Annotated in this window: 20 protein-coding genes; 5 read left to right on the top strand and 15 right to left on the bottom strand. The window is 73.5% G+C overall.

The genetic code is table 11. The features are described 5' to 3' along the window. Positions 1–92: 92 nt before the first annotated feature. Positions 93–1,949: an anthranilate synthase family protein gene (locus RIM90_RS08570; RefSeq protein WP_309059987.1), complete on the top strand. Its 1,857-nt coding sequence runs from the start codon at positions 93–95 to the stop codon at positions 1,947–1,949. A gap of 123 nt (positions 1,950–2,072) precedes the next feature. Here RIM90_RS08570 and RIM90_RS08565 read toward each other — a convergent pair whose 3' ends face one another. The 4 genes from RIM90_RS08565 to RIM90_RS08550 all read right to left on the bottom strand — a co-directional run bounded on the left by RIM90_RS08565 (position 2,073) and on the right by RIM90_RS08550 (position 6,011). Continuing rightward, the gene (locus RIM90_RS08565) at positions 2,073–3,068 is read right to left on the bottom strand and encodes a 2-hydroxyacid dehydrogenase (protein ID WP_309059986.1); all 996 of its coding nucleotides are present in this window, start codon (positions 3,066–3,068) and stop codon (positions 2,073–2,075) included. 144 nt (positions 3,069–3,212) lie between these two features. Continuing rightward, positions 3,213–3,914 carry a response regulator transcription factor gene (locus RIM90_RS08560; protein ID WP_309059985.1) on the bottom strand — a complete coding sequence of 234 codons (702 nt, stop codon included), beginning with the start codon at positions 3,912–3,914 and terminating at the stop codon, positions 3,213–3,215. Beyond that, the gene (gene macS, locus RIM90_RS08555; protein ID WP_309059984.1) at positions 3,911–5,167 is read right to left on the bottom strand and encodes a MacS family sensor histidine kinase; all 1,257 of its coding nucleotides are present in this window, start codon (positions 5,165–5,167) and stop codon (positions 3,911–3,913) included. The genes RIM90_RS08560 and macS overlap by 4 nt, the downstream gene beginning before the upstream one ends. 28 nt (positions 5,168–5,195) lie before the next feature. Beyond that, positions 5,196–6,011 (bottom strand): lysophospholipid acyltransferase family protein, encoded by an 816-nt coding sequence (locus tag RIM90_RS08550; RefSeq protein WP_309059983.1) that lies wholly within the window; start codon positions 6,009–6,011, stop codon positions 5,196–5,198. A 200-nt stretch (positions 6,012–6,211) separates the two neighbouring features. Between RIM90_RS08550 and RIM90_RS08545 the strand changes: the two genes are divergently transcribed. Both RIM90_RS08545 and RIM90_RS08540 read left to right on the top strand, forming a co-directional pair. Beyond that, the gene (locus RIM90_RS08545; protein WP_309059982.1) at positions 6,212–7,009 is read left to right on the top strand and encodes an alpha/beta fold hydrolase; all 798 of its coding nucleotides are present in this window, start codon (positions 6,212–6,214) and stop codon (positions 7,007–7,009) included. Then, positions 7,002–7,595 (top strand): hypothetical protein, encoded by a 594-nt coding sequence (locus RIM90_RS08540; RefSeq protein ID WP_309059981.1) that lies wholly within the window; start codon positions 7,002–7,004, stop codon positions 7,593–7,595. Before RIM90_RS08545 ends, RIM90_RS08540 begins: the two co-directional genes overlap by 8 nt. 52 nt (positions 7,596–7,647) lie before the next feature. On the opposite strand, the gene RIM90_RS08535 is transcribed toward RIM90_RS08540, so the two are convergent. The 7 genes from RIM90_RS08535 to RIM90_RS08505 all read right to left on the bottom strand — a co-directional run bounded on the left by RIM90_RS08535 (position 7,648) and on the right by RIM90_RS08505 (position 13,491). After that, positions 7,648–8,322 (bottom strand): ankyrin repeat domain-containing protein, encoded by a 675-nt coding sequence (locus RIM90_RS08535; RefSeq protein WP_309060015.1) that lies wholly within the window; start codon positions 8,320–8,322, stop codon positions 7,648–7,650. A gap of 5 nt (positions 8,323–8,327) precedes the next feature. Then, on the bottom strand, positions 8,328–9,101 hold the full coding sequence (locus tag RIM90_RS08530; RefSeq protein WP_309059980.1) for an endonuclease/exonuclease/phosphatase family protein: 774 nt from the start codon (positions 9,099–9,101) through the stop codon (positions 8,328–8,330). Positions 9,102–9,234: 133 nt separating this feature from the next. Next, complete coding sequence (locus RIM90_RS08525) at positions 9,235–10,188, bottom strand: ROK family glucokinase (RefSeq protein WP_309059979.1); 954 nt, start codon at positions 10,186–10,188, stop codon at positions 9,235–9,237. 124 nt (positions 10,189–10,312) lie between these two features. Next, positions 10,313–10,858, bottom strand: a complete 546-nt coding sequence (locus tag RIM90_RS08520; RefSeq protein ID WP_309059978.1) for a DUF5304 domain-containing protein — start codon at positions 10,856–10,858, stop codon at positions 10,313–10,315. Positions 10,859–10,915: 57 nt separating this feature from the next. Then, entirely contained in the window at positions 10,916–12,085 is a 1,170-nt protein-coding gene (locus tag RIM90_RS08515) for an ArsA-related P-loop ATPase (RefSeq protein ID WP_309059977.1), read from the bottom strand. 42 nt (positions 12,086–12,127) lie between these two features. Then, positions 12,128–12,571, bottom strand: coding sequence for an SRPBCC family protein (locus tag RIM90_RS08510; RefSeq protein WP_309059976.1), 444 nt, complete (start codon positions 12,569–12,571; stop codon positions 12,128–12,130). Between the two features lie 122 nt (positions 12,572–12,693). Beyond that, positions 12,694–13,491 carry a metallophosphoesterase gene (locus RIM90_RS08505; protein ID WP_309059975.1) on the bottom strand — a complete coding sequence of 266 codons (798 nt, stop codon included), beginning with the start codon at positions 13,489–13,491 and terminating at the stop codon, positions 12,694–12,696. A gap of 294 nt (positions 13,492–13,785) precedes the next feature. Here RIM90_RS08505 and RIM90_RS08500 point away from each other — a divergent pair, with 294 nt between their 5' ends. Further along, positions 13,786–15,582, top strand: coding sequence for an AMP-dependent synthetase/ligase (locus RIM90_RS08500; protein WP_309059974.1), 1,797 nt, complete (start codon positions 13,786–13,788; stop codon positions 15,580–15,582). A 67-nt stretch (positions 15,583–15,649) separates the two neighbouring features. Here RIM90_RS08500 and RIM90_RS08495 read toward each other — a convergent pair whose 3' ends face one another. Next, positions 15,650–16,792, bottom strand: coding sequence for a glycosyltransferase family 4 protein (locus tag RIM90_RS08495; protein WP_309059973.1), 1,143 nt, complete (start codon positions 16,790–16,792; stop codon positions 15,650–15,652). 121 nt (positions 16,793–16,913) lie between these two features. On the opposite strand from RIM90_RS08495, the gene RIM90_RS08490 reads away from it, so the two are divergent. Next, positions 16,914–18,149, top strand: coding sequence for a glycosyltransferase family 87 protein (locus RIM90_RS08490; RefSeq protein ID WP_309059972.1), 1,236 nt, complete (start codon positions 16,914–16,916; stop codon positions 18,147–18,149). 118 nt (positions 18,150–18,267) lie between these two features. On the opposite strand, the gene RIM90_RS08485 is transcribed toward RIM90_RS08490, so the two are convergent. The 3 genes from RIM90_RS08485 to RIM90_RS08475 form a co-directional block, all read right to left on the bottom strand. Further along, entirely contained in the window at positions 18,268–19,458 is a 1,191-nt protein-coding gene (locus RIM90_RS08485) for a hypothetical protein (RefSeq protein ID WP_309059971.1), read from the bottom strand. Positions 19,459–19,491: 33 nt separating this feature from the next. Continuing rightward, the gene (locus RIM90_RS08480; RefSeq protein WP_309059970.1) at positions 19,492–20,508 is read right to left on the bottom strand and encodes an NlpC/P60 family protein; all 1,017 of its coding nucleotides are present in this window, start codon (positions 20,506–20,508) and stop codon (positions 19,492–19,494) included. A 223-nt stretch (positions 20,509–20,731) separates the two neighbouring features. Next, on the bottom strand, positions 20,732–21,772 hold the full coding sequence (locus RIM90_RS08475) for an NlpC/P60 family protein (protein ID WP_309060014.1): 1,041 nt from the start codon (positions 21,770–21,772) through the stop codon (positions 20,732–20,734). Positions 21,773–21,786: the final 14 nt, after the last annotated feature.

The following is a 21,786-nucleotide window of genomic DNA, read 5'->3' as shown; positions in this document are numbered from 1 at the left end:
CCGCCCGAGGGGCGGCCTTCGGCGTTTCCCGGGGCCGTTCCTCTCCGCTCATCCGTGACGCATCATCCGTGACGAAAAGAGGAACGCCCACCATGGACCTGGTACAGCTCCTTCACGACGACCGCCCCTTCGCCCTGCTGCGCCGCCGCACGCCGGGCCGCGACCACGACACGGTCGAGCTGCTGACCGGCCCGGTCACCACCCGCGAGCGCCTGGCCGAGCTGCCCGACGCGTGCCTGGCCCTCGTCCCGTTCCGGCAGATCCGCGAGCGCGGCTTCGACGTCCGCGACGACGGCACCCCGCTGCTGGTGCTGACGCCGCAGGAGCGGTACGAGATTCCCCTCGCGGACGCCCTGTCCCGGCTGCCGTCGCACGCCGTGCGGGTGGAGGGCGGCGGTTTCGACGTGCCCGACGAGGAGTACGGCGAGATCGTCGGCCGCGTGCTGCGGGAGGAGATCGGGCGGGGCGAGGGAGCCAACTTCGTGATCCGGCGGACCTACGAGGGCGCGATCCCCGGGTTCGGGCGGGCCGACGCCCTCGCTCTCTTCCGGCGGCTCCTCGAGGGCGAGCGGGGCGCGTACTGGACGTTCGTGGTGCACACCGGGGACCGCACGCTGGTCGGGGCCAGTCCCGAGGTGCACGTGCGGATGTCCGGCGGCACCGTCGTCATGAACCCGATCAGCGGAACCTACCGCTATCCCGCCGAGGGGCCGACCCCCGGGCACCTGCTGGACTTCCTCGCCAACGGCAAGGAGATCGAGGAGCTGTCGATGGTCGTCGACGAGGAGCTCAAGATGATGTGCACCGTCGGCGACATGGGCGGGGTCGTGATCGGCCCCCGGCTGAAGGAGATGGCGCACCTCGCGCACACCGAGTACGAACTGCGCGGCCGGTCCTCGCTGGACGTGCGGGAGGTGCTGAAGGAGACCATGTTCGCCGCCACCGTCACCGGGTCGCCGGTGCAGAACGCCTGCCGGGTGATCGAACGGCACGAGACCGGTGGGCGCGGCTACTACGCGGGCGCGCTGGCCCTGATCGACCGGGACGCGGGAGGCGCCCAGACCCTGGACTCCCCCATCCTCATCCGCACCGCCGACATCGACGCGGACGGCCGGCTGCGGGTGCCGGTCGGCGCCACGCTGGTGCGCGGCTCCGACCCGGCGGGCGAGGTCGCCGAGACCCACGCCAAGGCGGCCGGGGTGCTGGCGGCACTGGGCGTGCGCCCGGGACGGCCGCGCACGGAGTCCGCACGGCCGGGGCTGGCCGAGGACCCCCGGGTGCGGGCGGCGCTGGACGGACGCCGGGCCTCGCTGGCGCCGTTCTGGCTGCGGATGCAGGAGGTCCCGGACGCCCTCGAGGGCCACGCCCTGGTGGTCGACGGGGAGGACACCTTCACCGCGATGCTGGCGCACGTGCTGCGCGCCGGCGGGTTCGAGGTGACCGTCCGGCGGTACGACGCTCCGGGGTTGCGGGAGGCGGTGCTCGGCCACGAGGGGCCGCTGGTGCTCGGGCCCGGACCGGGTGACCCGTCCGACACGGCCGACCCGAAGATGCGGTTCCTGCGCGCGCTGACCGCCGAGGTCGTCGCGGAGAACCGGCACGGCGTCCTCGGCGTCTGCCTCGGCCACGAGCTGATCGCGGCCGAGCTGGGGCTGGAGATCGTGCGGAAGGAGGTGCCGTACCAGGGGGCGCAGACGGAGATCGACCTGTTCGGGCGGCGGGAGACCGTCGGCTTCTACAACAGCTTCGTGGCGCACTGCGACGACGAGGCGGCGGCCGAACTGGCCGCGCACGGCGTCGAGGTGAGCCGGGCGGCGAACGGCGAGGTGCACGCGCTGCGGGGCGCAGGGTTCGCGTCGCTGCAATTCCATCCCGAGTCCGTGTTGACGCTGAACGGTCAGGCGATCGTCGCGGCGTTGATGGCCGAACCACTGATCCGACAGCCGTGACCACTCCCGGGGCGCCGTCGTTGTCATGACGGATTGCTCCCCGGTCCCGCGGGGACGGCCCTTGTACTCCGGCCGAGCCGGGCCCACCCAGTGCTTGCTCCCCGCACACGCGGGGACGGTTCGTCAGCTCCGCGGCACGAGCACGTTCCCGGACCGCCGGCCGGCGGTGTAGTCGAGGACGTTGCGCACCGTGGTCTCGACGATCTGCCCGACCGCGTCCGCGGTGTAGTACGCCTGGTGGGAGGTGACCAGGACGTTCGGGAAGGTGACGAGGCGGGCCAGGGTGTCGTCGTCGACGGCCTCCAGGGACTTGTCGAGGAAGAACAGGCCCGCCTCCGCCTCGTACACGTCCAGGCCGACGCCCGTGAAGCGGCCCTCGCGCAGCTCCGCGACGAGGGCCGCGGTGTCGACGAGGCCGCCCCGGCTGGAGTTCACCAGGATCGCGTCGTCCCGCATCGTCTTCAGGGCGGCGGCGTCGATGAGGTGCTGGGTCTCGGGCGTCAGCGGGACGTGCAGGGTGACCAGGTCGGACTCGGCGAGCAGCCGCTCCTTGGGGACGTAGGTCATGCCGAGGTCCAGGCAGGCGGGGTTCTCGGCGACGTCCCAGCCGAGCAGCCGCATGCCGAAGCCGTGGGCGATCCGGGCGAACGCCTCGCCGATCTTGCCGGTGCCGAGGACACCGGCGGTGCGGCCGTGCATGTCGCGGCCCATCAGCCCGTCGAGCCGGAAGTCGAAGTCGCGGGTGCGCGTGGAGGCGCGCACGACACGGCGGTTGACCGCCATGGCGAGGGTCCAGGCGAACTCGGCGACCGAGTACGGCGAGTAGGACGACACGCGGGCGACCGTCAGGCCGAGCCGCTCGGCGACCTCGAGGTCGACGTTGTTGAAGCCGGTGGAGCGCTGGGCGACCATCCGGGTGCCGCCGGCCGCGAGGTCCGCCAGGACATCGGCACCGAGGTCGCAGTTGACGCTGGTGGAGATCACCTCGTGGCCGGCGGCGATGGGGGCGGTGTCCGCGTTGAGGAAGACGTCCAGTCCGCGCACCTCGTGGTGGCCCTCGAAGGCCCGCTCGATCAGGGGCCTCTCGTCTGACTGCACGCCGAACGCCAGGATCTCCACGGGTTCCCTCCGGGGTCGTGCCGGGGTCGTTGCCGTATGCGCGAATGACCGTATGCGCGAATATACGGCCCGCGGGGGCGGACGCGCCGGGGCCGCACGGGGCCGGGAACGGGGGTCTTTCCGGCCCCGGCCCGGGGCGCGGTGCTAGGCGTCGTCGAGGCCGCGCTCTATGGCGTAGCGGACGAGTTCGACGCGGTTGTGCAGCTGGAGCTTGCCGAGGGTGTTCTGCACGTGGTTCTGCACCGTGCGGTGCGAGATGACGAGCCGTTCGGCGATCTGCTTGTAGCTCAGGCCCTTGGCGACCAGGCGCAGCACCTCGGTCTCGCGCTCGGTCAGCCGGGGCGCCTTGGATCCGGTGTCGCCGGGGGCGGGGCCGGCCGGTTCGGAGGCGAGGCGGCGGTACTCGCCGAGGACCAGTCCGGCCAGTCCCGGGGTGAACACCGGGTCGCCCACGGCGGTGCGGCGCACCGCGTCCTGGAGCTCCTCGGTGGAGGCCGACTTGAGCAGGTAGCCGGTCGCGCCCGACTTCACCGCCTCCAGCACGTCGGCGTGCTCACCGCTCGCCGACAGCACCAGGACGCGCAGGGCGGGGTTCGCGGCGACGACCTCCTTGCAGACCTGGACGCCGGGCTTGCCCGGCAGGTTGAGGTCGAGGACGAGCACGTCCGGGGCGGCGGCCCTGGCACGGCGCACGGCCTGGTCGCCGTCTCCGGCGGTGGCGACCACCTCGAAACCGGACTCGGACAGGTCGCGGGCGACGGCGTCGCGCCACATGGGGTGGTCGTCGACCACCATCACCCTGACCGGGCCCCGGCCGGCCTCTCGCTCGGCTGCGGTGTCCGTCATCGCTGCTCCGCCCTCCCCCTCGGGTCGTCCGTGTCCTTCGCGTGCCGGGAGTCGTCCTTGGGCACCTTCAACTCGACCTCCGTGCCCTGTCCCGGCACCGAGACCAGCTCGGCGCTGCCGCCGAGGTCGCGCAGCCGGCCCCGGATGGACAGGGCCACGCCGAGCCGGCCCTCGCCCTCGGCCTGGGCGAGCCGGCCCTCGGGGATGCCGGGTCCGTCGTCGCGGACGGTGACGATCACCTCGTCCGGTTCGTCCTCGACCAGGATCCACGCGCGTGCCTGCTCCCCGGCGTGCTTGCGGACGTTGTCCAGGGCGGCGCCGACGGCCGCGGCCACCTCCCGCGCGGCGGCCGGTGCCAGCCGCACCGGCGCCCCGGGCTCGGCGAGGCTGACCCGGGCACCCGCGTAGGGGGCGAGCAGCGCGCGCAGATCGACCGGACCGTCGTCCCCGTCGGGTTCCCCGGCCTCCTCGACGGCCCGTACGACGGCGCCCTCGGCGGCGTCCCGGGACGCGCGGGAGACCGGCACGAGCCCGCCGGAGACCAGCGTGCGCAGGGCGACCTCCTGCTCCCCGGCCAGCCGGCCCAGCTCGGCCGCCTCGCCGCCGATGACCGCGCCGCGCCGCTGCACCATGGCGAGCACCTGGAGCACGCTGTCGTGGATGTCCCGCGCGAGCCGCTCCCGCTCCCTGGTCGCGGCCTCGATCTCCAGGGCGCGGGCGAGGGTGCGTTCGGAGGCGCGGGCGACCTCCACGACGTAGCCGATGGCGATGGCGGCGACCCAGACGAGGATCACGTTGTGCACGGTGTCGCGGGCGGGGCTGCCGCGTTCGACCAGGTTGGCCACGGCGACGAGGGTGGAGGCGAGGGCCGCCCAGCGCCAGCCGCCCTTGATGGCGAACGCCAGCACCGAGCCGGCGGTCCAGATGGACGGCAGGGTCGGGCCGCCCGCCTGGACGCGTTCGTGCGCGTCGGCGACGGGGGTGAGCAGGATGCCGGCGAGCGCGATGGTCAGGTCGGCGGTGAGGAAGCCCTTGGTGCAGGCGGCGGCGTTCGCGACCTTGGGCAGGGTGGCCAGGGTCCACACGACGAGGAGGGCGAAGTAGGCGACGGCGAGCCAGGGGCGGGTGAACTCCTCGTGGGCGGAGGCGAACAGACCGACCGCGTACACCACGGTGAGCACCCGGTAGCCGGCGAGCGCGCGCCACAGCGGCAGCTCGACCGACATCCTCATGACCTGCTCGCGCCCCGGCATGTCCCCCCACTTCCGTCCCGGACCCCGTCTAGGGGTCGGAGCGTCGCCTCTCGTCCCGCTCGGCCCGCTCCTTGTCGGCCTGCTCCATGGCGGCCCTCAGCTTCTCGGCGTGTTCCTTCTCCGCGCGCGCGAGTGCGGCCTTCGCCGCCTTCTCGGCCTCCTTCTCGGCCTTGGCCGCCTCCGCCAGCCGGCGCTTCATGGCGGTGGCGTACATGTCGACGTACTCCTGGCCGGAGAGCTTCATGATCTCGTACATGACCTCGTCGGTCACCGCGCGGAGGACGAAGCGGTCGTGCTCCATGCCCTGGTAGCGGCGGAAGTCCAGCGGCTTCCCGATCCGGATGCCCGGCCGCATCAGCTTCGGCACGACCTTCCCGGGCGGCTGGATCTTCTCCGTGTCGATCATGGCGACCGGGATGACGGGCGCGCCGGTGGCCAGCGCCACGCGCGCGAGGCCGCCGGGCTTGCCGCGGTAGAGGCGGCCGTCGGGCGAGCGCGTGCCCTCGGGGTAGATGCCGAACAGCTCACCGCGCTCGAGCACTTCGATGCCGCTCTTGATGGCCGCCTCACCCGCGCCGCGCGCGCCGGAGCGGTCCACCGGGAGCTGGCCCACGCCCTTGAAGAAGGCGGCCGTCAGACGGCCCTTCACCCCCGGCGTGGTGAAGTACTCGGCCTTGGCGATGAAGGTGACCTTGCGGTCCAGCACGGCCGGCAGGAAGAAGGAGTCGGAGAACGACAGGTGATTGCTGGCCAGGATGGCCGGGCCCTCGGCGGGGACGTTCTCCAGGCCCTCCACCCAGGGCCTGAAGGCGAGCTTCAGCGGCCCTCCGATGGTGACCTTCATCGCGCCGTACAACAACCGAGTGCCTCCTGTGTGTGTAGGTCAGACCATATCCCGGAGCACCGTCGAAGGCCCCGACGGCCCTGGCCGGTGTCAGTGCGGTCGCGTACGGTGAAGGTCCTGCAATCCGTGTGCCGCCCCTGTCCCGGCCGTCCTGACGTGCCGGACCCTTCCTACGAGTCCTCACGAACAGGAGGCCGAAGGTGCCGCTCCTGACCGGAGCCGAGCCGTTCCGACACGAGGGCGGGGAGGCCGCCGTCCTCCTCTGCCACGGCTTCACCGGTTCACCGCAGCCGCTGCGCCCCTGGGCGGAGCACCTCGCCGGACACGGCCTGACCGTCTCGCTGCCGTTGCTGCCCGGGCACGGCACGCGCTGGGAGGACCTCCGGGTCACCGGGTGGCAGGACTGGTACGCGGAGGTGGACCGTGAGCTGCGGCTGCTGCGGGACCGCTGCCCGCGGGTGTTCGTGGCCGGTCTGTCGATGGGCGGCGCGCTCGCCCTGCGGCTGGCCGCACGGCACGGCGACGCGGTGAGCGGAGTCATGGTCGTCAACCCGGCGAACAGGGTGCACGGCGTGGCCGCGCACGCCCTTCCGGTGCTCCGTCACCTCGTCCCGGCGACGAGGGGGATCGCGGGCGACATCGCGAAGCCGTCCCGGACGGAGCTGGGGTACGACCGGGTGCCGCTGCACGCGGCGCACTCCCTGCGGACGTTCCTGCGTCTCCTCGACGGCGAGCTGCCCCGGGTCACCCAGCCGCTGCTGCTGTTGCGCAGCCCGCAGGACCATGTGGTGCCGCCCGCGGACTCGGCCCGCATCCTCGGCCGGGTCTCGTCGGTGGACGTGACGGAGGTCCTGCTGGAACAGAGCTATCACGTGGCGACGTTGGACTACGACGCGGAGCGGATCTTCCAGGAGAGCACCGCGTTCATCGGACGGCTCGCACCCGGCACCGTCAAGGAGCCCGGTCTCGGCAAGGAAGGGACGACCGCAGGTGGCTGAGCACGACTCGGACCGCGAGGACCGCGAGGACCGTGAGGGTCGCGCGCCGGAGGAGAAGGGTGTCCCCTTCGACGAGGACGCCGCGTGGGCGGCGATCGTCGCCGGGTACGGCGAGGAGCCGCCGGACCCGCCGGGGGCCAAGCCGTTCAAGTCGGTCGAGGACCTGGCGCTGCTGGAGTCCGGGACCAATGACGAGGAGGTGGGGGCCGAGGCGCCGCGCAAGGCCGAGGAGAAACCGGCCAAGCCGCTGGGCGGCTCCGTCTCCTTCGCGCCCGGGGTCGGTCCGCGCGACTACAGCGTGCCCGAGCCGTCGGAGGACGACTTCGACGAGAGCGACGAGGGCCACTTCGTCCCGCCGGAGCCGCCGCCGCTGCCGGAGGCCGACGTCACCGCCAAGTTCGCCTGGCTCGGGGTGCTGGGCGGTCCGCTGCTGCTTCTGCTGGCGGTCCTGCTCGGCTGGGAGATGACCTGGTGGCTGACCACGCTGAGCATCGGCGGCTTCCTCGGCGGCTTCGCCACGCTGGTGATGCGCATGCGCACGGACGACGAGGACGACGAGGACCCGGGCCGGGGCGCGGTGGTCTAGGGCCTGTCCGGGGCGCAGCCGCTCGGTGTCCTGGCGGGGCCCCCTTCGCCCGTCAGGACGCGGAGCTCTGCGGGGCGGGCGGGGGCGGCGGCGCGTGCGGGCGTTCGATCCTGGACCAGCCGTCGGGGCTCACCCGGTAGTGCTCCCCGTCGTCGGCGTCCATCCGCGAGTGGGCGTGCACCTTCACGTACCCGTCCTCGAGGCGGTAGGTGAAGCCGCCCATCATGCCGACCACCGGGAAGAAGATCCTCACGGCCGGGCCCTCCGTCAGGGGTTCCAACGGCGGCAGCAGGTGCTCGATCTCCTCGAAGCAGCGGCCGGTCCGCTCCCGCAGCAGCGCGTGGAAGTGGCGCTCCAGCGCCTTTGGAGGGGAGGGGAGCCGCCGCACCACGACCGGTTCCAGGAGCTCCAGCAGATGCGTGTGCCCCCGCTCCCGGGCGACGTCCACGGCGCGGCGTCCGTCCCGGGCGCGCCGGCTGCGCCAGGCGCCGTGCGCGAGCAGCCGGGAGACGACGGCGAAGTCCGCGCCGTGCCAGGCCGCCTGGTGCAGCGGGGCGAAGCCGCTGCGGTTCCCGGGCCGGGGGAGGTTGACCCACCCCGGGTTCCTCCCCAACTCCTCGAACAGGCCGTCCCAGTCGGCGTCCCGGGCCAGGTCCGCGAACCGGTCCCGCTTCTCCCGGTACCACTCGCCGAAGCGCTCGCGGTCGGTGAGGCCGTCCCACTCCATGCTGATCACGCGCACGCTCCGGCCGGTCCTGCCGGGACCCTGAGGGCGGCCAGGACCGGGAGGTGGTCCGTGGCCGCCCTCAGGTCGGCCCCGGTCACCCCGGGCTGGTCGTGCGGCACCCCGCAGCCCAGGACCTCGATGCCCTTCGTGGCGAAGAGCGCGTCGATGCGCCGGGGCGGGGCGGTGCGGGTCCAGGTGTGCTCGCCGCCCCAGGGGGCCGCGGCCCGGCAGTCCGTCAGTCCCTCGGCCAGCCGCCGGAAGGTACGGCCGTCCGGCGGCTCGTTCAGATCGCCCCCCGCGACCGCGTGCTCCACGCCCATCCCGGCGAGCCGGTCCAGCAGCATGCCGCCCTGCTCGTACCGCTCGTCCTTCTGCAGCGACAGATGGCAGCTCAGCACGCCGAGCCGGGCACCGCCGAACCGTACGACGGCGGTGGCGAAGCCGCGCCGGTGCAGTCCCGGGGTGAGCGGCAGCAGCACGTCCTCGGTGCGCTCCACGGTCGCCCGCAGGGAGCACAGGAGCGCCGGGCCCGCGGCCGTGGCACCTCCGGAGAGGATCACCAGCCCGGAGCCGGCGGCCAGCCGGGCCAGTTTCTTGCGCCAGCGGAAGAGGCGCGGCGCCTCCTGGAGCAGGACCAGGTCGGGGGCGCATGCGGTGATCACCCGGGCGAGGGCGCCGGTGTCGTCGCGCATCGAACGGATGTTGTAGCTCAGGACGCGGATCACGGCCGAACCGTCCGGCTCGGTGCGGGAGTCCGGCAGCAGCGGGGTCGTCGCCATGTGGATCAAGATACGCCGGGTTCTCCCGGTGCGTCCGGCGCGTGCCACCCGTGCCCGTGCCCCGGGCGGGAGAACGGCGGCGCCCGCCGTCCCCGGGGGGCCAGGCGGGCGCTGCCGTGCACGTGGAGGGAGGTCACATCACCGGGTCGGGCTCCCGGGCCAGGTCGGCCGCGCCCACCAGGCCGGCCTTGTTGCCGAGCTGGGCGGCGAGGACGTCGGCGACGGGGCGCCAGTTGCCGCCCACCAGCCAGCGCTTGTAGGACTTGCGGATCGGGCCGAGGACCAGCTCGCCCTCGTCGGAGAGGCCGCCGCCGACGATGAACGCGGAGGGGTCGAACAGGGAGGCCAGGTCGGCGAGGCCGGCGCCGACCCAGCGGGCCAGCTCGCGGTAGGAGTCGACGGCCACCGGGCAGCCCTGCCGGGCGGCCATGGAGATGTGCTTGCCCTCGATGCCGTCGGGGGTGCCGTCGCCGAGGCCGAGCAGCACCTCGGCGTTCTCGGGGGTGGCGTTGGCGCGCTGCTTGGCGTACCGGACGAGGGCGCGGCCGGAGGCGTACTGCTCCCAGCAGCCCTGCGAGCCGCAGCCGCACAGCAGGCCGTCCGGGACCATCCGGATGTGCCCGAACTCGGCGGCCACGCCGAAGTGACCGCGGCGCAGCTTGTTGCCGATGATGATGCCGCCGCCCAGGCCGGTGCCGAGCGTGATGCAGATGACGTTGCGGTGGCCCTTGCCGCCGCCGAACTTGTACTCGCCCCAGGCCGCGGCGTTGGCGTCGTTCTCCACGACGACCGGCAGACCCGTGCGGGCCTCGACCTCCGCCTTCAGCGGCTCGTTGCGCCAGTCGATGTTGGGCGCGAAGTACACCGTCGAGCGCTGGCGGTTGACGTATCCGGCCGCACCGATGCCCACGCCGACGATGTCGTGCCCGGCACGCGCGCCCTCCACCGCGGAGGCGATGGCGTCCACGATGCCCTCGGGCGTGCCCGGGGTCGGCACCTTGTGGGTCGAGAGGATGTTGCCTTCCTCGTCGACCACGCCGGCCGCGATCTTCGTGCCGCCGATGTCGACGCCGATGGTGAGTCCCATGAATCCCTCAGTTTCGGTCGAGCCCCGCTACCGCCAACGGTACCCGAGGCCCTGCCGCCGGGTTTCCGGCGTCCGTACGGTGAGCGGGCCCGGCAAGGCCGTGGGACACCCGCCGGTGCGGCCGTCAGTCCAGGTCGATGCGCTCGCCGGGGCCGCCTTCGTCGCCCCGGTCACGGCGTCCGTCCGGGTCGCGGGGATCGGTGTCGCGGGGGTCGGTGTCGCGGGCCGTCCAGCGGCGCTCCTGGTCCTGGACCGCGGAGCGGTAGGCGGCGAGGAGTTCGTTGCCGGCGGCGGCGAGGTGCTCGAAGACGTCCGGGTTGCGCTCGATGACGGGTTCCACGGCGGCCTTGGCCTGCTGCACGGCCTGCCGCACCATCTGCTGCGCGGTGGGCCCGGCGACCGCGCCGAACAGCGGGGACCGCAGGCCGGAGAGCTTGTCGGCGACCGCGTCGACGAGCTTCTTCAGCTCCTCGGCGGCGGAACCGGGGGGCGGTCCGTACCGGGCGCGGCGGCGGGCCTTCTCCGCCTCCAGGTCCTCGGCGACGGCGGTCGCCCAGGCGTCGGCGTCGGCCGTCCGTACGTCGTCGGCGGCCCGCGCGCCGTCCGCGGCCCGCACCTCGTCGACGGCCTCGTCCCCTGCGTCGTCGGGCGGGGGGAGCTGTTCGCTCATGACGGACTCCTGACTACGGGTGGCCCCTTCGACGTTACCCGAACGCCCGTACCGGCTTCAGCGGGTGCGCGGCCACAGCCGCGGATCCGGCCGGAACCGGATGCGCAGCTCGCCCTCGCGCAGGGCGGCGCCGACGACGGTGCAGCGGCGCAGCGCGGAGGGCAGCGGGACGGTCCGGCGGAACGGTCCGGCGGTGACGAGGAGTTCGTCGCCGCGCCGGATCAGGTCCAGTTCCTCGCGCCGGGCGCCGGGCAGCGGGATGTGCCAGACCAGCACGCCGTCGTCGGCCCGGGAGTCGGTGACGGACCACTCGACGGTGGCGGGTCCCGCGTTGACGCCGGGCACGGCGAGCGCGGCGAGGTCGTCGGCGCCGCGCGGGTCGCGCCCGAGGTGGGCGACGGGGTGGACGTCGTACGTCTCCCGCCACTCCTCCAGGGTCTTGCGCTGCTGGGCGACCGGGCCGGCGAGCCAGCTGTCCTCGACGCCCTCCGGCAGCACGCGGGTGGCGACCAGCGCGTCGGCGCGCAGTCCGCGCAGGGCCAGCCCGAGGGCCGCGGTGCGGACGGCGTCGGCGCCGGCGGGTCCCGGCTCCGCGACCAGGCGTACGGCGGTGCCGCGGTCGGCGAGCACGGCCTCGGCGGCGGCCAGCTGGAGGTCCAGCCGGGCGGCGGTCTCGTACAGCCACTCGGCGGGCAGCGGGACGCCGGCGAGGCGGCCGAGCACGGGGCGCAGGGCACGGGCGGCCTGCCGCTCGGGCGGGAGCAGGCGGCGCAGGCAGCGGCGGAGCTCCTCGGGGAGGGCGAGCAGGGCGAGGGCCCGCGGGGCGGGCGGCAGATCGACGACGAGGAGGTCGTACGCCCCCGGCAGGGCCGCGTCCCGCAGGGCGCGCAGCAGGGCGAGCTCCTCGGCGCCGGGCAGCGGGGTGAGCTCCTCGGGGTCGAGCCGGGAGGCGCCGAGCAGGTCCAGCGCGGAGGAGGCGCGGTCCTGCAGGGCGGCCAGGTCGGCGCGGAAGCCCGCGTCGGCGTCGAGCCGCCGCGCGGTGAGCCCGGGGGCGGCCTCGACCGGCTCGGACCCGACGGGCACCCCCAGCACCGCGCCCAGCGTGTCCGTCCGGTCGGTGCCCAGGAGGAGGGTGCGGGTGCCCCCACGGGCGGCGGCGTGCGCGGTGGCGGCCGCGACGGTGGTACGTCCGCTGCCGCCGGGGCCCGTGATCAGGAGGGTACGCATGAGGGTGACGGTACCGGTGGGGCGGGCGAGGACCGCCGAGGGCTACTTCGCTCCCGACTCCACGCGCTTCTTCAGTCCCGCCAGGGCCCGGTCGATGATGACCTTCTCGGCCTTGCGCTTGATCATGCCGAGCATCGGGATCTTGACGTCGACGGTCAGCCGGTAGGTGACCTCGGTCGTGTTCGGGCCGGCCGGCTCGAGGAGGTAGGAGCCGTCCAGGGAGCGGAGCATCTGGGACTTCACCAGGGTCCAGGAGACCTCGTGCTCGCCGTTCCAGGTGTAGGCGAGGGTCTGGTCGTCCTTGATCGCGCCGGCGTCCATGACGAGGCGCACCTGCTCGGCGCGGCCCTGCCCGTCGGTCTTGACGACCTCCGCCTCCTTCACCTCACCGGTCCAGTCCGGGTAGCGGGCGAAGTCGGCGATCACCCCCATGACATCGGCCGGTGCGGCCTCGATCGTGATGCTCGAGCTGGTGTGTTCCGCCATCGCCGTGGCTCCTCCGGATGCGCGCCGGTCGTCGGATCGCCGTGCGCGAGTACAGCGCACGCCTGTGCAGCGGAAGGCTACCGCGCGCCGGACCGGCGCAACTCACCCCACCTGGGACATCCTCACCATTCGAGCGCCCAGGGCCGCCCGCTGCCCGCGAAGTGCCCCACGTTCACGCACTCGGTGGCGCCGATCCGCATCCGCCGCACCAGCGGCTGGTGCACGTGTCCGAACAGCGCGTAGCGGGGCCGGGTGCGGCGGATGGCGTCCAGCAGCGCCCGGCTGCCGCGTTCGAAGCGGCGCGCGACGGTGTCGTAGACCAGCTCCGGGACCTCCGGCGGGATGTGGGTGCACAGCACGTCGACCTCGCCCACGGCCTCGATCTTCGCCGCGTACTCCTCGTCGGAGATCTCGTACGGGGTGCGCATGGGGGTGCGCAGTCCGCCGCCGACGAAGCCGAAGGTCCAGCCGCCGATCTCCACCCGTTCCCCGTCGAGGACGGTCGTGCCGGGCAGGGCGTACTCCTTCCACAAGGGCGGCATGTCGACGTTCCCGTAGGTGGCGTACGTCGGGGTGGGGAAGGCGGCGAACAGCTCGGCGTACTGCTTGCGCACCGCCTTCTCGATCGCCGCGGCCCGGTCCTCGTCGAGCCCCGCCCACAGCCGGGCGCCGAACGCGCGCGCCTCCTCGAAGCGCCGGGCGGTGCGCAGTTCCACGATGCGGTCGGCGTTCTCGGTGCCGAACAGGTCGGGGAAGATGCCGCGCGAGTGGTCGGCGTAGTCGAGGAAGAGCACCAGGTCGCCCAGGCAGATCAGGGCGTCGGCGCCCTCTCCGGCGCGGGCCAGGTCACGGGCGTTGCCGTGCACGTCGCTGACCACGTGGACGCGCGTGCGGTGGTTGCCGCCTGGTACGGATGCCATGGCGATCAAGGGTAAGCGCGTGCGGCGGCCCGGACAACGGTGGCCGGACCTGCGGTTACTGGCTCGTCGGTGAAGGGGTGGACTACTGTGCGCAAAGAAACACGCATCTGTGTGACGCAGCGAACATCTCGCCGGGACCCCCTGTCGTAGAAGCCATACCGGCGGGTAACGTCCGGGCAGTCCAGTCGTGCTCAGGATTTCAACATGTGAATTCGCGAGCACCCGCCCAGCCTTGGACCGCACCGTCGCATCGCACAACGTCGTGGCGTCGGTGCCCTAAGAGGAGCAGCAGTCTTGCGCGAGTTCAGCCTTCCGGCTTTGTACGAGGTCCCTGCGGACGGCAATCTGACCGACATCGTCCGCAGAAACGCCGCGCAGCACCCCGACGTCGCCGTCATCGCCCGCAAGGTCGGCGGTGCCTGGCAGGACGTGACGGCCACCACCTTCCTCGCGGAGGTCCGGGCGGCCGCCAAAGGGCTGATCGCCTCCGGGGTCCGGCCGGGCGACCGGGTCGGCCTGATGTCCCGCACCCGCTACGAGTGGACGCTGCTGGACTTCGCGATCTGGAGCGCTGGCGCGGTCACCGTGCCGGTGTACGAGACCAGTTCGCCGGAGCAGGTGGCGTGGATCCTGGGGGACTCCGGTGCCACCGCCTGCCTCGTGGAGCTCGACGCGCACGCGGCGACCGTGGAGTCGGTGCGCGACCGGCTGCCCGCACTGAAGAACGTGTGGCAGATCGACGCCGGTGGCGTGGAGGAACTGGGCCGCCTCGGCCGGGACGTCACCGACGGGACGGTCGAGGAGCGCAGCTCGATCGCGAAGGCCGACGACCCCGCGACGATCGTCTACACCTCCGGTACGACCGGCCGCCCCAAGGGCTGTGTACTCACCCACCGCAGCTTCTTCGCCGAGTGCGGCAACATCGTGGAACGGCTGCGTCCGCTGTTCCGCACCGGCGAGTGCTCCGTGCTGCTCTTCCTGCCGCTCGCGCACGTCTTCGGACGGCTGGTGCAGATCGCGCCCATGATGGCGCCGATCAAGCTGGGCTGCGTGCCGGACATCAAGAACCTCACCGACGAGCTGGCCGCGTTCCGCCCGACGCTGATCCTGGGTGTGCCGCGGGTGTTCGAGAAGGTCTACAACTCGGCGCGCGCCAAGGCGCAGGCCGACGGCAAGGGCAGGATCTTCGACAAGGCGGCGGCCACGGCGATCGCCTACAGCCAGGCGCTGGACACCCCGTCGGGCCCGTCGCTGGGCCTGAGGATCAAGCACAAGGTGTTCGACAAGCTCGTCTTCGGCAAGCTGCGCGCGGTGCTGGGCGGGCGCGGCGAGTACGCCATCTCGGGCGGCGCCCCGCTGGGCGAGCGCCTGGGCCACTTCTTCCGCGGCATCGGCTTCAGCGTCCTGGAGGGCTACGGCCTGACCGAGTCCTGTGCGGCCACCGCGTTCAACCCGTGGGACCGGCAGAAGATCGGTACGGTCGGCCAGCCGCTGCCCGGTTCGGTGGTCCGCATAGCGGACGACGGCGAGGTGCTGCTGCACGGCGAGCACCTGTTCAAGGAGTACTGGAACAACCCGGGCGCGACGGCCGAGGCGCTGGCCGACGGCTGGTTCCACACCGGGGACATCGGCACCCTGGACGAGGACGGCTATCTGCGGATCACCGGCCGCAAGAAGGAGATCCTGGTCACGGCGGGCGGCAAGAACGTCGCCCCGGCGGTGATGGAGGACCGGATCCGCGCGCACGCGCTGGTCGCGGAGTGCATGGTGGTGGGCGACGGGCGGCCGTTCGTGGGCGCGCTGATCACCATCGACGAGGAGTTCCTGGGCCGTTGGTGCGCCGAGCACGGCAAGCCGGCGGGTTCCACCGCGGCCTCCCTGAGCGAGGACCCGGACCTCCTCGCGGCGATCCAGGCGGCGGTCGACGACGGCAACGCGGCGGTGTCGAAGGCGGAGTCGGTCCGCAGGTTCCGCATCCTCCCCGCCCAGTTCACGGAGGAGTCGGGGCATCTGACCCCGTCCCTGAAGCTGAAGCGGAACGTGGTGGCGAAGGACTACGCCCACGAGATCGAGGCGATCTACGCCAAGTAGGACCGCCCGACAGCGACCCGCACGGCGCGGGCCCCGACCGGGGGTCCGCGCCGCTTTGCCGGATGCGTCAGAGCAGCGTCTTCAGCTTTTCCGCCAGCAGGTCCCAGCGCCACTTCTCCTCGACCCACCGGCGGCCCCGCTCACCCATCCTGCGGCGCAGCTCCGGATCGCCGAGGAGGGTGACGACGCGGTCGGCGGTCTGCTCGGCGGAGCCGCCGGGGACGACCCAGCCGGTCTCGCCGTCGAGCACCGCGTCGGGGGCGCCGCCGGAGTCGCCGGCGACGACGGGCAGCCCGGTCGCGGAGGCCTCCAGGTAGACGATCCCGAGCCCCTCGACGTCCAGGCCGCCGCGCCGGGTCCGGCAGGGCATCGCGAAGACGTCCCCGGCGCCGTAGTGGGCGGGCAGTTCCTCCCAGGGGACGGAGCCGGTGAAGCGGACGGAGCCGGCGACCCCGGTCCGCCGCGCGAGCGCGCGCAGGTCCTTCTCGTACGGGCCGCCGCCGACGATCAGCAGCACGGCGTCCGGCTCGGCCGCCAGGATCGCGGGCATGGCCCTGATCAGCGTGTCCTGCCCCTTGCGCGGCACCAGCCGCGAGACGCACACGACCACCGGACGGTCGGCCAGCCCGAGCCGCGCCCGGACCTCGTCGCCGCCCGAGCCGGGGTGGAAGGTCTTCTCGTCGACCCCGGGCGGCAGCTGCACCATCCGGGAGGCCGCCTCGGGGGTCAGCGCGGTGGCGATCCGCGAGCGCGTGTACTCGCCGAGGTAGGTGATCGTGTCCGTGGACCGGCCGATCCGGCGCAGTAGTTGCCGCGCGGCGGGCAGCTGGGCCCATCCGGCCTCGTGGCCGTGGGTGGTGGCCACGATCCGCTCGGCGCCGGCCCGGCGCAGTGCCGGTGCCATCAGCCCGAGCGGCGCCGCCGCCCCGAACCACACCGAGGTGCACCCGTGCTCGCGCAGCAGCCCGACGGCCCGCCGGGTGGTCTGCGGGGTCGGCAGCAGCATCGTCGTACGGTCGCGGACGACGGTGAAGGGCTGCTCGGCGTCGAAGGCGGCCGTCGCCCGGGCGCCCTCCGGGGTGTGCTTCCAGGTGGAGGCGTAGACGACGAGGCGCTCGGGGTCGAGCCGCAGCGCCATGTTGTGCAGGAACGCCTGGATACCGCCGGGCCGGGGCGGGAAGTCGTTGGTCACGATCAGGGTCTTGTGCATCGCCGCAGACCCTATCGAACGCCGTTCCGCGGCCGGTCACGGCGGCGCTCTGTGGCCCGTGCACCGGTGTCCGGGACATCATGGCACCTCGAGGACCGCACACCGGACGGGCAGGGATCGCATGAGGACGACGGCCGCACGAGGGTCCCGCGCGGGGCTGCTGCTCCTGTGGGGGCTGACGCGGACCGCCCTGCTGCTGTGCGTCCTGAAGGTGATCGTCTTTCCCGGTCCGGACGTCACCAGCGACGTGTCGGTGATCTACCGGGGCTGGTACGAGGTCCTGCGCACCGGAACGTTCCCGCTGGACGACGTCACCTGGCAGTACCCGCCCGCCGCGGCCCTGGCGATCCTCTCCCCCGGTCTGCTGCCCTTCCTGGAGTACGCCACCGCGTTCTTCGTCCTGGCGCTCCTCGCCGACCTGGCCGTCCTGGCCCTCCTGGTGCACGCCGGCCGGCGTCCCGGCCGGTCGCCGCGCGGTGCCTGGGTGTGGGTGGCGGGCCTGCCGCTGCTCGGTCCGACGGTGTACGCCCGCTACGACGTGATGGTGACCGCGGTGGCCGTCGCCGCGCTGCTGGCCGGCGCCCGGCACCCCCGGCTGATGGGGGCGCTCGCGGGCTTCGGGGCGCTGCTGAAGGTGTGGCCGGCGCTGCTGCTCCTCGGGGTCCGCCGACGCACTGCCTGGGCGTCGGCCGCCGTGACCGGCATCGGCGTCGCGGCCCTGTTCGCCGTGCTCGTGCCCGGTGCGTTCGCCTTCCTGACCTTCCAGCGCGACCGGGGCACGGAGGTCGAGTCCCTGGGCGCGCTCGTCTTCCACGTCGCCCGGCACCACGGCTGGGACGGCGAGGTGCTGCTCAACTACGGTTCGGTGGAGTTCCTCGGCCCGTACGTGACCTGGGTGAGCACGGGCGCGCTGTTCCTGACCGGGGCGGCCTTCGGCTGGCTGGTGCTGTGGCGGCTGCTGGCCACCCGCTTCGAGGCGCACACCGTCGCCGACGCGGCGTTCGTGGCGGTGCTGATGTTCACCACCACCAGCCGGGTGATCAGCCCGCAGTACATGGTGTGGCTGGTCGGGATCGCCGCGGTCTGCCTCTGCTTCCGCGAGAGCCGGATGCGGCTGCCGGTCGCCCTGGTGCTGGCCGCCTCCCTCGTGACGGTGCTGGAGTTCCCGCTGTGGTTCGCCCACGTCGTGGCCAGCGACCCGCTCGGGGTCTCTCTCCTGGTCGTCCGCAACGGCCTGCTGGTCGCCGCGACCCTGCTCGCGGCCCGCGCCCTGTGGCACGCGACCGTCCCCCGCCGGCGCCCGGTCCCCACGATCCCCCGGCCGGCCCGCGCCGCCGGAACCCCGGTCTCCTCCTGAGCCCGGGCCCCGGAAGGGCACCGGCGCCACCGCACCGCCGTGGGCGGAGCGCGCGTGGCCGTGGAAGGCCTCCGCGGAGCCGGGTCGCCGCGCCGGGTGCCCGCCCCGCCGGGCCGGGTCAGCCGAGCCGGTCCTGTACGTAGTCCCGCCACCGCGCCGTGAACTCCTCCGGGGTGGTGTCCAGCACCCGGTCCATGGCGTCCTCGACCGCGCCCTCCCGCTGCCGGTGCGCGCCCACGGCCCGGTAGAACGCGCCCAGGCGTTCCTCGCCCCAGCGGTCGGCGATGAGGCGGCAGGCCATCCAGCCGCTCTCGTAGGCCCGGGCCAGCCGGTCGGCGTCACCGGAGAAACCGAAGTCCTCGTCGTCCGGCAGTGCCGCGGGCACCTCCCCCTGGCTCACCGCGTGGGCGAGTTCCGGCGCGGTCTCGGCCGGGGTGCGCCCGCCGCCGCGGTGGCCGACCCAGTCGGCGAAGCCCTCGGACAGCCACAGCGGGGTCGCGGCGGAGGTGTGGGCGCGGGTGGCGACGTGGGTGGCCTCGTGGGTGAGCACGACCTGCCGGCCCGAGTCGCCGAGCAGCCCGAAGGCGTCCGGGTTGACGATGATCCGGTCCGCGGGCGCCCGTGCCCCCGTACCGGTCTCGCCGGTGGTGACCGCCGCGATCCCCCGGTAGGAGGAGGCGGGGGACCCCAGCAGGCCCGCCATGCCCTCCAGGGACTCCGGCACCAGGACGACGACGCGCCGGGGCCAGTCGGGGCCCCACGCGTCCGACACCGCGGGCACCGCGCGGTCGGCCAGCTCGGCGTAGTCGCGCAGCTCCGCGTCGGACTGACCGACGCCGAGCACCAGGCCCCGTTCGCCCCGGACCGCCCGGACCGGGCCCTGGTCCCACAGTTGCCGGCCGGACTTCCCCGCGGGCCGGTCGGAGTCGACGGACCACCGGCCGTCCGCGTCACGGCTCAGGCGCAGGGTGCGGGCGGTGGTGACCGGGAACCGGTCGTGGCCCTCGACGCGGTAGCTCAGGTCGGCGGAGACGGTGGCGGTGTCACCGGTGCGGTCGAGGGCGGTCACGCGGTAGGACCAGTCCGCCAGCGGTACGGCGCGCAGGTTGCCGAACCCGGCCCGGGTGCCGGTGCGGGCGTATTCGGCGGCGTCGTGGTCGAGGACCGCCTCCGCCCGCCGGTCGAGGAGCGACTGCACCTCGGCGCGGACGCTGTCGGCGACCGGTCCCCCGCCGCACGCGACCAGGGAGACGAGCAGCAGACACAGCGCCACCACCGGCGCCCCCGGAACCCGCCCTCGACCAGCCATCTCCCCGAGGGTAAGGGTGCCGGGCCGCTTCGGTCAGACCCTGGTGACCGACGAGACCGGCATCATCCCGACCGGGTCGTAGCGCACGGGGGCGCCGGGGTAGGGCGCGTGGATCACCTGGCCGTTGCCCACGTACATCCCGACGTGGCTGGCGTCGGACCGGTAGAGCACCAGGTCGCCGGGGCGCGCCTCGGAGAGCGGGACCTGCCGGCCGGCGTACCGCTGGGCCTGCGAGGTGCGCGGCAGGGACACCCCGGCCTGCGCGTACGACCACTGCGTCAGGCCCGAGCAGTCGAACCCGCCGGGCCCGTTGGCGCCCCAGACGTAGGGCCTGCCGAGGGCGGAGCGGGCGGCGGCCACGGCGGCGGCCGCGCGTGCCGAGGCAGGTGCGGCCGCTCCCGGGCCGAGCAGGTGCGCACGGCCGGAGCGGGTGGCGCGGTCGTAGGCGGCGCGTTCGTCGGCCGGGAGGGAGTTGAGCAGCCGGCGGGCCTCGGCGAGTTTGCCCTCGACGGTCCTCTTGTGGGCGGCGACGGCCTTGCGGCTCTTCTCCAGCGCGCCCAGCGTGCGGGCCGCCTCCGCGCGGTCCTGGGCGAGGGAGCGCAGGGCGCCCCGCAGTTTCCTCAGCTCACCGGCCTGACGGACGGTGATCCGGTCCAGGACGGAGGCCTTGTCCAGATAGTCCTCCGGGTCGTCGGAGAGCAGCAGGGCGAGGGAGGGGTCGAGGCCGCCGGAGCGGTACTGGGCGCCGGCGAGCGAACCGAGCGACTCCCGCATGGCGTTGATCCGCTCCTGCTGCCGGGCGATCCCGTCCTGTGCGGTGCGGACCTGCCGGCGCAGGCCGTCGGCGCGCTCGTCGGCCGCGTTGTACGCCTCGGTGGCCTTCTCGGCCTCCTCGTAGAGGCGGTCCACCTCGGCCCGGGTGTCGTCGTACGGCGTGGCCGCGGCCGGTACCGCGCCCAGGGCGGCGGCCGTGACGGACAGCAGGCCGGCGGCGGCGACGGCGCCCCGGTCGGATCCGGAGGACGGTGCATGACGGCGATGGGACCCCACGGGAAGCCGCGCTCCTTCCGCTGGCGGACAGGGAAACGCGGCAGACAGTAGCCCCGGCGACGGCGGGCGGACCAATGCCTGCGGCGGCCACGTACGGCGACGCCCCGCCTTTCGACGCAGGTCACGGGCGGGGCGTGGGGCCGGTCGGCGCCGGTGCGATTCCCCCGTTCGGGGGCACGGCGGGCCGGTTCCGCGAAAGAGCGGGGCGGAAGAGCGGGAGAGGCTAGACGCGGACGCCGAACATGAACGGGCCGCCGATGGTGTTCATCGACTCGTAGCGCACGACGGTGCCGGTGCGCGGGGCGTGGATGATCTGGCCGTTGCCCGCGTACAGACCCACGTGGTGCAGGTCGTTGAAGAAGAAGACCAGGTCGCCGACCTTGAGCTGGCTCACCGAGTAGATCTTGGTGCCCGCGCCGGTCTGCGCCTCGGAGGTGCGCGGGATGCCGACGCCGGCCTGGGCGTACGCCCACTGGGTCAGGCCCGAGCAGTCATAGGAGGACGGGCCGGTGGCGCCGTAGACGTAGGGGCTGCCGAGCTTGCTCTGGGCGGCGGCGAAGGCGGCGGCGGCGCGGCCGGAACCGGCCGGGACCTTGGCGGAGAGGGCCTCGCGCTCGCTGGTGCGGGTGGCGCGGTTCTGCTCCTCGGCGAGCTGGGCCTTCTCCTCGGCGGTCAGGCTGTTGAGCAGCTTCTGCGCGGCGGCGAGCTTGCCCTGGACCTCCTTCTTCTTCTTGCCCAGTTCGGTGCGGGTGGAGGCGAGGTCCTCGAGCTTCTCGGACGCCTCGGAACGCTGCTGGGCGAGTTCGCGCTGCTTCTCCTGGATCTCCTTCAGCGCGTCGACCTGCTGGGTGCTCAACTGGTCGAGGGTGGACGCCTTGTCGAGGTAGTCGTCCGGGTCGGAGGAGAGGAAGAGCTGGACCGAGGGGTCGATGCCGCCGCTGCGGTACTGGGCGCTGGCCATCGAACCGAGGCCGTCGCGCAGCTCGTTGAGCTCCTGCTGGCCGCGGGCGACGTTGTCCTGGATGGTGGAGATCTCCTTCTGGAGCTTCTCCTGCTTCTCCTTGGCCCCGTTGTACTTCTCGGTGGCCTGCTCGGCCTGCTCATAGAGCTTGTCGACCTTGGCCTTGACCTCGTCCTTGCTCGGCTTCTCACTGGGAGCGGCGTTGGCGGCCTGCGAGCTCAGGGCGACGGCAGCTGCGGCAGCGGTGGTGAGCACGGTCACACGTGCGCGGCTCGGCTGCTTGGGACGACGGTGGGACGCCACGAAGGCGAGCTCCT

Source organism: Streptomyces sp., from assembly GCF_031181555.1.
GTDB classification, from domain to species: domain Bacteria; phylum Actinomycetota; class Actinomycetes; order Streptomycetales; family Streptomycetaceae; genus Streptomyces; species Streptomyces fimbriatus.
Note: the sequence above shows the minus strand (reverse complement) of the source record. Positions and strands in the feature narration are given on the sequence as shown.